General features: G+C 73.0%; 13 protein-coding genes. 3 read left to right on the forward strand and 10 right to left on the reverse strand.

The genetic code is table 11. The annotated features are described in order from the left end of the window. The first annotated feature begins 33 nt into the window (after nt 1–33). Nucleotides 34–1,140, forward strand: coding sequence for a hypothetical protein (locus ACXJKB_RS01385; RefSeq protein ID WP_457184707.1), 1,107 nt, complete (start codon nt 34–36; stop codon nt 1,138–1,140). A 1-nt stretch (nt 1,141) separates the two neighbouring features. On the opposite strand, the gene ACXJKB_RS01390 is transcribed toward ACXJKB_RS01385, so the two are convergent. The 8 genes from ACXJKB_RS01390 to ACXJKB_RS01425 form a co-directional block, all read right to left on the reverse strand. Then, nucleotides 1,142–1,948 carry a thioesterase family protein gene (locus ACXJKB_RS01390; protein ID WP_457184708.1) on the reverse strand — a complete coding sequence of 269 codons (807 nt, stop codon included), beginning with the start codon at nt 1,946–1,948 and terminating at the stop codon, nt 1,142–1,144. 25 nt (nt 1,949–1,973) lie between these two features. Beyond that, on the reverse strand, nt 1,974–3,023 hold the full coding sequence (locus tag ACXJKB_RS01395) for a family 43 glycosylhydrolase (RefSeq protein WP_457184709.1): 1,050 nt from the start codon (nt 3,021–3,023) through the stop codon (nt 1,974–1,976). 25 nt (nt 3,024–3,048) lie between these two features. Further along, nucleotides 3,049–3,675 carry a histone deacetylase gene (locus ACXJKB_RS01400; RefSeq protein WP_457184710.1) on the reverse strand — a complete coding sequence of 209 codons (627 nt, stop codon included), beginning with the start codon at nt 3,673–3,675 and terminating at the stop codon, nt 3,049–3,051. Beyond that, a complete protein-coding gene (locus ACXJKB_RS01405; protein ID WP_457184711.1) occupies nt 3,672–5,234 on the reverse strand; it encodes a peptide ligase PGM1-related protein in 1,563 nt (520 codons plus the stop codon). Before ACXJKB_RS01405 ends, ACXJKB_RS01400 begins: the two co-directional genes overlap by 4 nt. Before the next feature lie 4 nt (nt 5,235–5,238). Beyond that, on the reverse strand, nt 5,239–6,348 hold the full coding sequence (locus tag ACXJKB_RS01410; protein ID WP_457184712.1) for a response regulator: 1,110 nt from the start codon (nt 6,346–6,348) through the stop codon (nt 5,239–5,241). Beyond that, nucleotides 6,345–6,722, reverse strand: a complete 378-nt coding sequence (locus tag ACXJKB_RS01415) for a response regulator (protein WP_457184713.1) — start codon at nt 6,720–6,722, stop codon at nt 6,345–6,347. Before ACXJKB_RS01415 ends, ACXJKB_RS01410 begins: the two co-directional genes overlap by 4 nt. Continuing rightward, nucleotides 6,719–8,965 (reverse strand): GAF domain-containing protein, encoded by a 2,247-nt coding sequence (locus tag ACXJKB_RS01420; RefSeq protein WP_457184714.1) that lies wholly within the window; start codon nt 8,963–8,965, stop codon nt 6,719–6,721. Before ACXJKB_RS01420 ends, ACXJKB_RS01415 begins: the two co-directional genes overlap by 4 nt. Nucleotides 8,966–9,048: 83 nt before the next feature. After that, nucleotides 9,049–10,356 (reverse strand): cytochrome P450, encoded by a 1,308-nt coding sequence (locus ACXJKB_RS01425; protein WP_457184715.1) that lies wholly within the window; start codon nt 10,354–10,356, stop codon nt 9,049–9,051. 33 nt (nt 10,357–10,389) lie between these two features. Between ACXJKB_RS01425 and ACXJKB_RS01430 the strand changes: the two genes are divergently transcribed. Together ACXJKB_RS01430 and ACXJKB_RS01435 are read left to right on the forward strand one after the other, a co-directional pair. Beyond that, nucleotides 10,390–10,734, forward strand: a complete 345-nt coding sequence (locus ACXJKB_RS01430; protein WP_457184716.1) for a DUF3054 domain-containing protein — start codon at nt 10,390–10,392, stop codon at nt 10,732–10,734. Next, nucleotides 10,721–11,938 (forward strand): MFS transporter, encoded by a 1,218-nt coding sequence (locus ACXJKB_RS01435; RefSeq protein ID WP_457184717.1) that lies wholly within the window; start codon nt 10,721–10,723, stop codon nt 11,936–11,938. Before ACXJKB_RS01430 ends, ACXJKB_RS01435 begins: the two co-directional genes overlap by 14 nt. A gap of 19 nt (nt 11,939–11,957) precedes the next feature. Here the strand turns inward: ACXJKB_RS01435 and ACXJKB_RS01440 are convergent, their stop codons facing one another. Together ACXJKB_RS01440 and ACXJKB_RS01445 are read right to left on the reverse strand one after the other, a co-directional pair. Next, complete coding sequence (locus ACXJKB_RS01440) at nt 11,958–12,722, reverse strand: FAD:protein FMN transferase (RefSeq protein WP_457184718.1); 765 nt, start codon at nt 12,720–12,722, stop codon at nt 11,958–11,960. Beyond that, nucleotides 12,719–13,240, reverse strand: a complete 522-nt coding sequence (locus ACXJKB_RS01445; protein WP_457184719.1) for an FMN-binding protein — start codon at nt 13,238–13,240, stop codon at nt 12,719–12,721. The genes ACXJKB_RS01440 and ACXJKB_RS01445 overlap by 4 nt, the downstream gene beginning before the upstream one ends.

The following is a 13,240-nucleotide window of genomic DNA, read 5'->3' on the forward strand; positions in this document are numbered from 1 at the left end:
TTCTCCACCGCGACCGCTGGCTAGTGTCGGAGGATGACCACCGCCTCGGAGCCGCCGAACGTCCAGGGCGTCCAGCTACGACGCACCGACGAGAACATCCGCGAGATCGCGGCCCTCGCCGCGGTCCTCGGAGAGCCCACCGGCCTCGACGGGCTGCTCGACGACCTCAAGTACGACGTGCGGCGGGCGCGGGTCGTGCCCCGGCTCCTGGGCCGGGCGGTGCGTGAGGCGTACCGCTGGGACGACTACGACGAGCGCGACGAGCAGTGGTACCCCCAGGGCATCTCGACCAGCGCGGACTCCTCCGACACCGAGGACATCGGTGGTCGTCGGGTCGTGGTGACGACCTGGTACTCCACGGGCAAGGACGGCGTGAAGCGCGGCTCCCGCGTGACCTTCGTCGACCTGGACTCCGGGAAGTACCGCCACGTGCTGCTGGTCTCGCCCGTCTTCGACAAGGCCGGCCACCTCACCCTGCGGCCGATGAGCATCCACGCCGGGGGCATCGTGTGGGCCGGCCCCTACCTCCACATCGCGGCCACGAGCCGCGGCTTCGTCACCGCGCGGGTCGACGACATCATGCGGGTGGCCGGGGACGACGACCACCCCGACCGGTTCGGCATCGAGGGGACCTCGCTCTACTCCTACGGGCACCGCTACGTCCTGCCGGTCCGCTTCACCTACCAGGCCTTCGCCGACGAGGGTCACGAGAAGCTGCGCTACTCCTTCATGTCGCTCGACCGCCGCTCGGAGCCGCCGGCGCTGCTCGCGGGCGAGTACGCCCTCGACCCCGATCAGACGACCCGGCTCGCCCGCTACGAGCTCGACCCGGCGACGTGGCAGCTGGCCACGGGCGACGACGGCTTCTCGCGCCCGCTCGCGATCGACGAGGGCGGGGTGCGGCAGATGCAGGGCGCCGTCCTGGCCGGAGGTCGCTACCACGTGACGGTGTCCCACGGGCCGTGGATGCCGGGCAGCATCTTCGCCGGTCGTCCCGGCTCGATGCGCGAGCGGCGCTGGGCGCTCCCGATGGGGCCGGAGGACCTGACCTACTGGCCCTCGACCGACCGGATCTGGTCGGTCACCGAGCACCCCCGCCGACGGTGGATCGTGTCGATGGACCGGCGCTGGTTCGACTGAGTCAGGCGCGCGGCTGCATCGCCAGCTGACGACTCTGGGCGACCAGGCGGCCGGTGGAGTCCCAGACCTCGCAGTCCTCCTCGAACATCCCGCCGGCGACGTTGCGCGTGCGGTGCGAGACCTTCAACCACCCCGGCGCGGGGACGGCGCGGACGTGGACGGTCAGCTCGAGGGTCGGCGCCCAGCCGGGTCGGCCGAGGTCGAAGGTGACCGGCGGCAGGGCGTCGCAGACCATGAGCAGACCGACGGGGTCGACGTCGTGGCCGTCGGCCATCCGGAACCATGCCTGGATGTGGCCGTTGCCGCTCGGGGCACCCATCGCCCACCCCACGGTGGCCGGGTCGAAGCGCATGTCGAAGCGGTCCAGCAGGGGCGCCATCCGGCGGACGTCATCGGGGGCGAGGGACGCCGGGACGCACTCGTCGATCGGCGGCAGGCTGGGCTCCTCGGCGGTGGTGCCCACGTCGGAGGGCATCGCCCGCAGGTCGCCGTACGTCGCCAGGGCGGTGATCCGGGTGGCGCCCTCCTGGCCGAGCTCGGCCGCCACGGTCGCGACCGAGCCGCCCTCGCGCAGCACGCGCGTGGAGACCTGTGCGGCCCCGGGCCGCGAGGCGGAGAGGTAGTAGGCGCTGACCGCCAGTGGGTGCGGCTTGGCCGGCACGGCCTCGGCGATCGCCCGGCCGATGACGCCGAGGAGGTAGCCGCCGTTGACGCCACCGCCGACCACCCAGCCGGGGTCGAGCTCGGCGCCGAAGAGGCCGTCGCCGGTCGCGGTCAGGGAGGTGTGGGTGTCCCACTCGGAGGCCATCCTCCGAGCCTAGATCGGGCTCTGGTCAGCGGGCGCGGAGCCAGCGGGTGACCTGCGGCACACCGTCGAGCCAGCCCAGCTCGGCGGCGTACAGCGCCCGCCGGCCCCGCTGGCCGGGCTTGTGGTCCCACTTGCCGGTGCCGGCGCACGGGAGCACGGTGTCGCGGCAGGTCCAGCCGTGCAGGAACGCCGTCAGCTCGCCGTCCTTGCGCTCCACCAGGTCGGCACCACCCGGGCCGCACAGGCCGGTGGTCGTCGTGTCGAGGAAGACCCCGCCGACGGCCGCCGTCCAGTCGAGCAGCGCGGTCGAGCGGCGCCACGTCGTCCGGTAGCCGCAGCGCGTCCAGTCACCCTCGGAGGCCAGCAGCACGTAGCCCTCGGGCCGCAGGGTCAGCACAGGGTTCTCCAGGACCCCCTCGGAGCGGAGCAGCTCCACGCTGGTCGCACCCGTCTGCACGGACTGGCCGTCGCGGGTCAGGGCCACCACGCGGACGGTGGCGGGGATCCGGTCGGTCTTGTAGAGGAGGTACGACGACCCGTCGGCGTCGCGGAAGTAGGACGGGTCGATCACCCCGGCGCGCGGGACCGTCGGGTCGCGCGGCAGCAGCGGGTCCTGCGCGGTGGGCGTGCCGGCGTACGACGGGCACACGAGCGGAGCACTGCCGACCGGTCGGAACGGCCCGCGCGCGGCGCGCGAACGCGCGACGCCGATGCAGCGTCCGTGCTCGCCCATCCCCTTCACCGGGGTGGCGTAGTAGAGGAGCCACTGGTTGCGCACCCGCGCCACGTCGACCGCCCACACGCCGCCCTCACGCGACCACGACGGCTTGTGCGTCAGCAGGCCCGGCCCGCGCCGCCACGGCCCGTCGGGCTGCCGCGACCAGGCGTGCGGGACCAGGTCGCCGGTGGCGTAGGCGACCAGGCCGCCGGGGGCCGCCACGACCGCGGGATCGGGGAAGTCGACGTTGAGCACCGGGCGCGGCACCCACTCGTCGGCAGACGCGGGACCGGCGATCGACAGCACGGTCGCGGCGAGCAGCAGCACGAGCAGGCGCGCTGCTCCTCGGTTCGGCACCGGGGGAACCTATCCCGGGGTCGGCTCACGCGGGCAACATTCGACGGAGCGTCTGCGCGGTCCATCGCGGTGCGACCCCGTCGGCTGCCGCGAGGTAGGCGACCCGCTCGTCGGGGTCGAGCCCGAACCCGTCAGCCAGGCCCTCGAGCATCGTGCGGATGTAGGGCGCCGCCGGCGCGTTGGCGGGCGGGACGGTCGTGCCGGTGAGGGTGAGCATGCGGTGTCCGTCGAGCTCACCGACGTCGAGCAGGACGTCGTACGTCCGGGAGAGCCCGTGACGGGTCGGGCGCCCGTCGGGCTCCAGCACGAGGTCTGTGCCCACCGGCTGCCGCGCCTCCTGCGCGACGAGGTCGCCGAGCTGCTCGAGGCGCAGCAGGTAGGCGCGCGCGTGGACCGCTCCGCCGGCAGGTCCGCCGGACTCGGCGGTGAAGAACGCCATGCCACCTCCCCACACGCTCGACTCACCGGCGAAKGACAGGCGGCCACGCAGCTCGACGGGTCGGACGTCGCGGGGCGGAGAGGGGTCGCGGCACCCGTCGTACCAGCGCTCGGCTCCCGGCGGGCGTCCGCCGGAGAGGTAGCAGCCCAGCCGGGCAGGCGACAGGTTCGTCCCGTAGGCGGCGTACCAGACGAAGGGCCCGCCGCCCGTCACGTGGGCAGCGTCCCCGGTGTGCGCGCCAGGGCGCCCTCCTCCAGGAGCGCGGTGGTCGCCTCCTGGTAGACGCCCCAGACCTCTTCTGGGCTGTCGCCGATCGCCGTCATGCCCAGACGCCCGCACTCGGTGACGCAGCTGAGCATGTGGAACACGACGCCGGTCTCGTGCGAGTGATCGAAGTGCAGCCGCTTGCGTGCCATGACGTCGAACACGTCGCGCGTGGTGAGCGCGGTGAGCCGGTCGTCCTCGAGGTGGTCGGTCGCCACGAGGTACTTGGGCGCTCCCGATGCCGCACGGTAGAGCCCCGCGTCGCCGTCGTACGCCCCACCGACGAGGTACTGCAGGGTGAGGAAGGGGTGGGTGGTCCCGCCCTTGCGGAGATTGAGCTCGATCGCGTACGCCGTCCAGTCGTCCTCGGTGTCCCGGACCGCGACGAAGTCGACGGCGAACCGCCCCAGGACGCCGCGGTCGGCGAGCTCCCTCCCGACGGCCATCGCCGGCTCGGAGATCAGGCGTGAGTACGACGGGTCGGCGGGGAAGACGCAGCCGAGGTACTTCTGCCCACTCGCTCCGCCGAGCAGCTGGTCGTGGGTCGAGAGCAGCTCGACGGTGCGGTCGGGCAGGACTCGCATCTGGACGCTCGGGCTGGTCAGCGCGGTGCCGGTGATCCGTTCCTCCACCACACCACCGAGGCGCTCGAAGGCCTCGAGGAAGGCATCCACCTCGAGGCCGACCGCCTCGGGCTGGAGCTCGAGCAGGCGGGAGCGCACGGCGGACGCCTCGCCGGGGTCACCGGGGGCGGGAAGTCCCCCGAGGTCGACGAGCGCGTTGCCCGAGCCGGACACCCCCTCGTTGATCTTCACGATCGCCTCGCCCGGCGACGGGCCGGGGGCTCGCATCTTCGTGACCGAAGCCACGAGGTCGTCCACCGTCCGGAGGCCCTCGGCCCCCGCCGGAGCCCGGACGCCCACCTCCTCGAACAGCCGGCGGCACCCCGACTTGCTGCCGAGCGGTGCGAGGCGCGGGTCCGCCCCGTACATCGGGATGCCGAGACTGATCGCGACGTCCCGCTCGAGCTCGGTCGTCGTGTAGGGGATCAGGTGGCTCACGGACTGGTCGGGGATGAGCTCGCGGATCTGCCGCAGGACCCGGGGTCGGGCCAGCACCTTCTCGCTCAGCGGCCGCGGCGAGGCATCGCCGACAGAGACCAGCCGGAGTCGCCGGCGCGCCTGGCTCGGGACGACGCCGGGCAGGAGGCCGAGGTAGTACTCGATGATCTCGTCGGCGATCGGCGAGGAGGTGACGTAGACGAGGGTCAGCATCGGCTGCCGCAGGAGCAGCAGCTGGAAGAGTGCACGCTCCTCCATTGCCTGCATCAAGGTGCCGCTCGACGCGGTCGTGCGCTCGAGGCTGATCGATGGCACCACGACCGCCGACTCCTCGGGCCGGTCACGCCGCATGGCGTCCCACACCTGCGGCAGCTGTTGCTGGAGGAGGTCGAACGCGGCGTAGCGCTGCTCCTCGTCCAGGTCCGCCAGCGTCGTCGACGCGTCCATCCGCCTACCTCCCGATCGTCTCTGCCACGACGTCGTGCACACGCACCGGCCGACTGAAGCCCTTGGGCTGCACGTCTCCCACCGGCTCTGCGGCCACCCGGTCCTCGACCTGCGCCAGCACCCGGTCGGTCACGAGCACCTGCCACCAGCCGGCCTCGGCGCACAGGCGGGCCGCGAGGTTGGTGACGCTGCCGATGGCGGCGTAGTCGGAGCGACCGGGGTAGCCGATCCTCCCCAGCGTGGCGAAGCCCTGGGCGACCCCGATCCCCAGCCCGAGGTCGTGACCCCGACGCACCCACCCGGACGCGAGTCGTCGTACGTCGTCGCGCACCGCGATCGACATGCCGATCGCCGCTCCCGCCGGGTCGGCCACGGGGACGGGGTCGTTGAAGAACACCATCACCCCGTCGCCGGTGAACCGCTCGAGCGTCCCGCCGTGCTCCTCGATCCGCGCGCCCAGCGCCAGGTGGTACTCGCCGAGCACGTGCATGACCTCCTCGGGCTCGGCGGCCTCCGCGAAGGACGTGAAGCCGCGCATGTCGCAGAAGACGACGACGATCTCGCGGCGGTGGCTCGCCAGCAGGCTCTCGTCGTCGACCACGACGTCCGCCAACTGGGGTGAGAGGAACCGACGCAGCCGGCCCATGCGCTCGATCTCCTCCACCTGGACGGCCACGCGCGCCTCGAGCTCACGGTTCCAAGCGGCGATCTCGGCGGCCTGGCTGCGCACGGTGTCGTGGTAGCCCTTGAGCCGCGCGAGCGACCGGACCCGGGCGAGCAGCTCGGCCTGGTCGAACGGCTTGGTGAGGAAGTCGTCGGCGCCGGCCTCGAGCCCCTCCAGGCGCTGCGCACCACCACCGGCGGTGATCATCACGACCGGGAGGAACTCGGTGCGTGGGTCCTGCCGGATCCGGCGGCAGACCTCGCAGCCGTCCATGCCGGGCATCTGCACGTCGAGCAGGACCACGTCGACCTGCGTCGACTCGAGCAGGTCGAGGGCCTCCTGCCCGCTCGTGGCGGTCAGCACCTCGTAGTCGCGTGGCGAGAGCACGGCGTCGAGGAGTCGCAGGTTCGCCGGCTGGTCGTCGACCGCAAGCACCGTCTCGCCCGTCACGACCCACCGCCGGCGAGGAAGCGCTCCACCTGCGCGGGCAGTGAGCGCGGACTGATCGGCTTCTCGAGGTAGCCGTCGAAGCCGGCGCGCTGCGCCCGGTCCCGGTCCTCAGCCATCGCCAGGGCGGTCACCGCGACGACGGGCACCCGGTCGGGGATGACGCCGGCACGCAACCGGCGCAGGGTCTCGTGGCCGTCGATGCCCGGGAGCTGCAGGTCGAGCAGCACGAGGTCGGGTGGCTCGCTCGCGGCCGAAGCGACCCCCAGCTCACCCGTGGCCGCCTCCACCACGTCGTAGCCGGCGTGCTGCAAGACGTCGCGCACCAGCTTGAGGTTGAGCGCGTTGTCCTCGATGACCAGGACCCTGGGGCTCACGGCGCACCACCGCCCACTGAGTCGAGCCCAGTGTCGACGCCTCGCACTCCCAGCGCATCGAGCAGGTCGTCGCGGCGCACCGGCTTGAGGAGGTATGCCGCTGCGCCGAGCCGGAGACCACGCTGCCGCTCGTCGACGATCGACACCACCACCACGGGGATCGACCGGGTGGCCGGGTCGGCCTTGAGGCGGGTCAGAACCTCCCAACCGTCCAGGCGGGGAAGGCGGATGTCCAGCACGATGGCCACGGGACCCGCAGTACGGGCGAGCGCGAGAGCCTCCAGACCGTCGTGCGCGCGGAGGATCTGCACGGGGGTCGCCGAGAGGTAGGCCGTCATCAGGTCGAGGGAGGCCCGGTCGTCGTCGACGAGAAGGACGGTGCGCCCCCCGGCCGTCTCGCCCTGGCGCGGCGACTCCACGCGCGGCAGCGGCACACGGAACGCGAAGGTGCTGCCGCCGGCGTCGGCCTGCGGCTCGAGCCACAGGGTTCCTCCGAAGAGAGCCACGATGCGACGGGAGAGGGTCAGGCCGAGGCCGGTCCCCTCCTCCTGCGGCGTGCCGCGGTGACCCTGCTGGAACGACTCGAAGATGCGCTCGCGGTCCTCGGTCGGGACACCGACACCGGTGTCGGTCACCCGGACCACGACGTCGCCTTCGTCTCGCCCGGCTTGTACGTCGACCCGCCCTCCGTCCGGGGTGAACTTCACGGCGTTCGACACCAGGTTGAGCACCACCTGCTTGAGCCGCAGCTCGTCCCCCCACACGATCCCCACGTCGTCGGCCACCTCGAGGCCCAGCTCGATCGCGTGCGCCGCGGCCCGCTCCCGGACCAAGGAGAGGACGTAGGCGAGGCAGGCCTGCACCGACACCAGGCTCGGCTCGAGGACCATGCGCCCGGCCTCGACCTTGGAGAGATCGAGGATCTCGTTGAGGAGCTCGAGCAGGTGCTTGCCCGACGCCCAGATGTCACGGAGGTATTCCTCCTGGCGCTCGTTCAGGTCGCCGAACAACCGGTCGAGGAGGACCTCGGAGAAGCCGATGACCGCGTTGAGCGGCGTCCGGAGCTCGTGCGACATGCTCGCGAGGAACTCGGACTTGTGCCGACTGGCGACCTCCAGCTCGGCCCGCTTGGTGTCGAGCTCGCCGAAGAGGCGTGCATTGACGATGGCCAGCCCCGACTGGTTGGCGAACGTCCGGAGCAGCTCGGGCGTCTCGGCGTCGAAGCCGCCGCTCGACTGCTTCCTGATCACGAGGGCACCGACCAGCCGGTCGCGCCGGACCAACGGCACGGCGAGCAGTGAGCGCCACCCGTCGTCGAGCAGCACGTCGAGGTGCTCGTCGCGCGGCACCGTGCCCAGGTCGGTGATCTCGAGCGTGGTGCGCTCCGACGCCGAGCGTCCGACCGGCGAGGTGGAACGCGCGATGCGGAGGTCACGCAGCCGAGCGGTGAGCGCTTCGGTGCCGCCGGCCGTGGCCCGCACCCGGAAGCTGTCCTCGGCCGGGTCGTACTCCATGATCGAACCGCCGTCGGCGCCGGTGAGCCGTACGGCGCCGCTCACGATCTCGGCGAGGACCTCCTCGAGGTCCAGGCTCGAGCTGACCGCGTCGCCGATCTCGCGCAGCACCTCGAGCTGGGTGACCTTGCCGGCGAGCTCCTTGCTACGGGCGCCCAACGCCGCGACGAGCTCGACCTGGCGCAGGACGATCGCCGCCTGGGACGCGAACGTGCTGATGAGGTCGACCTCGCCCTCGTCGAAGGGGCGGGCCTCGGTGCGCCACACCGACAGGATCCCGATGACGTCGCCGTTGAGGAGCATCGGCGCCGACAGCAGGGCTCGGTAGCCGGCAAGGTGCTGCAGGTCGTGCCGCCCGTAACCGGGGTCGGCCAGGACGTCCGCGATCTGCTGGGTGGTCCGGTCCTGGGCCACACGTCCGAGCAGGCTGTCGCGGCCCGCGGGCATGGGGTGCTCCTCCTGGTGGCGCCGGAACTCCGCCGGGACATGGCCGGCGACCCGAGACAACCGGAACGTCTGGTCCTCGACGAGGTAGAGCTGAGCGGCGTCCGCACGGCACATCCTGGCGGCTCGCTCGATGATCGTGTCGAGGATCTCCCCCGGCTCGGCGCCCGCGCGTCCCATCGCCTCCAGGATCTCGCGGGTCGCAGCCGCCTGCTCCTGGACGTCGACCAGCCTGCGGCGCGCGTCCGCACCGCTGCCGTCTCCCGTCGTCGGGCCTGTCTCCATGGCACCGTCCCTGCAGCGCCCCCGCGCTTCGAGTGTGCTCCCGCCGCCCGCAGCCAGCAAGCCCCGGATTGGGGAAGGGTGGCTCAGGGTCGGAGCGTGGCCGGGAGCGTCTCGAAGCCGCGCAGGATGCGGGTCTCCCGGCGACGGGCACCGGGCTCGAGCCGCAGGTCGGGGAACCGGTCCCAGATCGCGCGCAGGCCCACCTCACCCTCCATCCGGGCGAGCTGGGCGCCGAGGCAGTGGTGGCGGCCGGCGGAGAACGAGATGTGCTCGCGGGCGTTGGCCCGGGCGACGTCGAAGCGCAGCGGGTCGGCGAAGACCTCGGGGTCGCGGTTGGCGCCGCCGAGGATCGCGGTGACCATCGATCCACCACGCACCCCCACGCCGCCGACCTCGGCGTCGCGGACCGCCATCCGGCCGGTCAGCAGCACCGGCGGGTCGAGGCGCAGCGCCTCCTCGACGACGTTGGGCCACATCGACGGGTCGGCGGTGACGCGGGCCCGCTCGTCGGGATGGTCGTGGAGCAGCGCGATGCCGTTGCCGAGCAGGTTGACGGTGGTCTCGAAGCCCGCGGCCAGGACCAGCCCGGCCGTGGCCTTCAGCTCGGTCTCCTCCAGCCCGCGACCGTCCTCGCGGGCGGCGACCAGCTGGCTGAGCAGGTCGTCACCGGGGGTGCGGCGGAGCGTCTCGAGGTGTCGGCCGAGCCAGGCGTCGAACTGCGCGAGCGCCCGGGCGGTGGACCGGTAGCGCCGGAAGCCGAGCCCCAGGTCGAGGCTCGGCGCGGCCGCCGCGCCGAAGGCGAGGACCTGCGCTCGCTCCTCCTCCGGCACCCCGAGGATCTCGGCGATGACGGTGACGGGCAGGACCGAGCAGTAGGTGTCGACGAGGTCGACAGGACCGGAGGCCCGCTTCTCGAGGGAGTCGAGGAGGTCGGAGGCGATCTCCTCGGTCCGTTCGCGCAGCCGCTCCACTGCACGCATGGTGAACACGCGCGTGACGAGCTTGCGGTAGCGGGTGTGGTCGGGCGGCTCGGTCACCAGCAGCGAGGGCGGCTCGACGGGGTGGAGCGTGGTCGGGGCTGCCCACCGCGAGATCCGGCCCAGCGCGCCCTGGGCGGTCGGCAGCCCGGTGCGGAAGTCATCGCTGGTGAGCACGTGGCGGACGGCGGCATGGCTGGTGGTGACGTAGCCGATGCGCGAGCGGTAGAGCGGGCCCTGCGACCGGATCTCCTCGACCAGGCCGAAGACGCCGTCCGTGCCGGTCGCCCCGAGCCGGATGAGCCTCGCCTGGAGGTCGCCCTGAGCGGCCGCCCGACGCAGGTACAGCGTCGGCAGGCCGTGCGCGACGCCCCAGTGGACCGCCGACCTGAGCTCATTGGTGGGGGCCGCCATGACCCGAGGGTAGTGCTGCCTAGGCTGGCCGGCATGTGGCTCGCGGTCGACCTCCTGCTCGTCGCCGTCTTCGCGGCGATCGGGCGGGCCAGCCACGACGAGTCGCTCACCGTCGCCGGCTGGTGGACGACCGCGTGGCCGTTCCTCGCCGGCACGCTGCTCGCCTGGGCGGCCCTGGCCGCAGCGAGGCGACCGCCCGCCGCGATCACCTCCGGCCTCGTCGTGTGGCTGGGCGCGCTCGTCGGCGGCATGGTGCTGCGGCAGGCCAGCGGGCAGGGCACCGCGACCGCGTTCGTCGTGGTGGCGACCCTGGTCCTGGGCGCGTTCCTGGTGCTGCCCAGGGTCGGCGCAAGGGTCGGTGCACGTGACCGACGCTGACGCCCGCCCGCGCGGCGCCGTACGCACCCCCGGCCTCGCCTTCGGCATCCTGTTGGCCGCCGTGGTCCTGGTCTCGGTCAACCTGCGTCCCGGTGCGTCGTCGGTCGGACCCGTGCTCGAGGAGCTGCGCACGGGCCTGGGCATGAGTGCGGCGCTCGCCGGAGCCATGACCGGCCTGCCCGGTCTGGTCTTCGGCCTCGTCGGCGCCGTGTCGGTGGCCTTCGCCCGCAAGGTCGGGATGACCGCCGGCATCACGATCGGTCTCGCCGCGGCAGCCTTCGGCCTCCTCCTGCGCGTCACGACGGGCAACGTCCCGCTCTTCCTGCTCCTCACCGTCGTCGGCCTTGCCGGGATGGCCGTCGGCAACGTCCTCGTGCCGCCATGGATCAAGGCACACGGGCACGCCGTCGCGCTGATGACGGTCTACGGCACCGGCCTCGTCGTGGGCGCCACCGTCAGCTCGGTGCTGACCGCGCCGGTCAGCGAGGCAGCCGGGTCGTGGCGGGCCGGCCTCGGCATGTGGGGCCTCCTCGCGGTGGTCGCCCTCCCGCTGTGGGGATGGCTGACCCTCCACGAACGGCGCTCCCCCGCCGAGCACCAGGTCAGCGGCGACGCCGCCCCCAGCGGGCGGATCGTCCACTCACCCACTGCCGTGGCGTTGACGGTGCTCTTCGGCGTCCAGTCGATGCACGCCTACGTGCAGTTCGGCTGGCTCCCGCAGGTCTACCGCGACGCCGGGATCTCCGGGACGCACGCCGGAGCACTCCAGGCGCTGCTCTCGAGCGTCGGCATCGCCGGCGCCCTGGTCCTGCCCACGATCATCCAGCGCGGCCGCGGCCTGCGCGCGATGGCGGTGTCGTTCGGGGTGATGCTCGCCCTCGGCTACACCGGCCTCATCGTCGCGCCGGCCACCGCCCCCTGGGCCTGGGCGTTGATGCTCGGCTACTCCGGGCTCGCGTTCCCGACGGCCATCGCGCTCATCGCCGCCCGCACCCGCCACCCGTCGGTGACCGCCCAGCTCTCCGGCTTCGTGCAGCCCGTCGGGTACGCCCTCGCCGCCATCGGGCCCTTCCTCGTCGGCCTGGTCCACGAGGCCACCGGCGGTTGGACGCTCATCCTCGTGCTGCTCGCCCTCACCTCGGTGCCGCTGACCATCGCGGGCGTGCGCGTGGCGCGACCGACGTACGTCGACGACGAGATCTGACGCACGGGTAGCCCGCCGCTCAGGCCACCGTCTCGACGCGGCCGTCCGACCACACCACCACGCCGGTGCGGAGGCGCGAGCGCAGCCAACCCGGGCCGTCGACGCCGAGGGCGAGGGCGGTGGTCGCGTCGATGTCGACGCTCGTGAGCGAGGCGCCGACGACCGTGACCGAGGCGAGCGCGGTCGAGGGCACGCCCGTGCGCGCGTCGACCACGTGCCAACCGCGGTGCGCCGACCCGGAGGTCGCGACGGCGCCACGCACCAGCGGGACGCGCGCCACCAGTCGCGTCGGGTCGTGGGGGTCCTCGACACCGACCACCCACGGCTCGCCGTCGGGGTCCGCGACGTGGCAGACCATGTCGCCGCCCGCCGACAGGCACACGTCGGTGCCGGGCAGCGCCAGCAGCGGTGCGACCGCACGGTCGACCGCCCATCCCTTGACGACCCCGCTGGGGTCGAGACGTCGTACGCCGTCCGTGTCCGTCAGCCACACGTCGAACGCCCCGTCGGAGGACGCGCGTGCGTCCTCGCCCAGGCGCATCACCTCGGCGACCGCCGGGTCGCACTGCTCGAGCGTGAGCTCGCCCCGGCCCAGCCGGGAGACCTGGCTGTCGGCACGCCAGGTGCTGAACACCGCGTCCACCCACCGCAGCTCGGCCAGCGCCTCCTGCCACGCCGTCTCGGCGCGGTCGTCGCGGGTGTGCGTGCCCCGCAGCGCGAGGCTGATCGGCATGCCCATCACGTGCTCGATGCGGCGGGCGACCCCGGCCCCCACCGTGGTCACAGCCCCGCCTGGTCGAGGGCGCTCTGCAGCGACTGCAGGTAGCCCTGGCTGGTGTAGGTGGCGCCGCTGACCATGGAGATGCCGCTGCCCTGCGCGTCGAGGGTCTCGTTGATGAGCTGCGGCAGGGCGTACTGGTTGATCTGCACGCTGTGGCCGTCCTGGTCGGGGTACTGCAGCACGGTGACGTCGGTGATCGTCGACCCGTCGACGGCGACCCGGACCTGCACCGGGCCGTAGGGCGTGCCGACACTGTCGCCCGTGACGGTGGACGCCGCCGTCGAGGACTGCCCCGCCGACCCCGACCCCGACCCCGACGTCGCGGAGCCGGACCCGGAGCCGGACCCGGATCCTGACGCGGAGCCCGTGGCGGACCTCGTGGTCGCCTGACCCTGCAGGGAGCCGGAGATCGCGTTGTCGGGGGTCCCGGTGGCCATCACCGACGAGGTGGACGTGTGGTAGCCGAGGAGGGCGACCAGGGCGGAGAGGGTGCTCAGGACCCACAGGACGATGCGTCTCAC

Source organism: Nocardioides sp. P5_E3 (assembly GCF_054049275.1).

Coding starts and splice junctions, on each gene's coding strand:
- ACXJKB_RS01385 (WP_457184707.1), top strand. CDS start 34: ATGACCACCGCCTCGGAGCCGCCGAACGTCCAGGGCGTCCAGCTACGA.
- ACXJKB_RS01390 (WP_457184708.1), bottom strand. CDS start 1,948: ATGGCCTCCGAGTGGGACACCCACACCTCCCTGACCGCGACCGGCGAC.
- ACXJKB_RS01405 (WP_457184711.1), bottom strand. CDS start 5,234: ATGGACGCGTCGACGACGCTGGCGGACCTGGACGAGGAGCAGCGCTAC.
- ACXJKB_RS01420 (WP_457184714.1), bottom strand. CDS start 8,965: ATGGAGACAGGCCCGACGACGGGAGACGGCAGCGGTGCGGACGCGCGC.
- ACXJKB_RS01425 (WP_457184715.1), bottom strand. CDS start 10,356: ATGGCGGCCCCCACCAATGAGCTCAGGTCGGCGGTCCACTGGGGCGTC.
- ACXJKB_RS01430 (WP_457184716.1), top strand. CDS start 10,390: ATGTGGCTCGCGGTCGACCTCCTGCTCGTCGCCGTCTTCGCGGCGATC.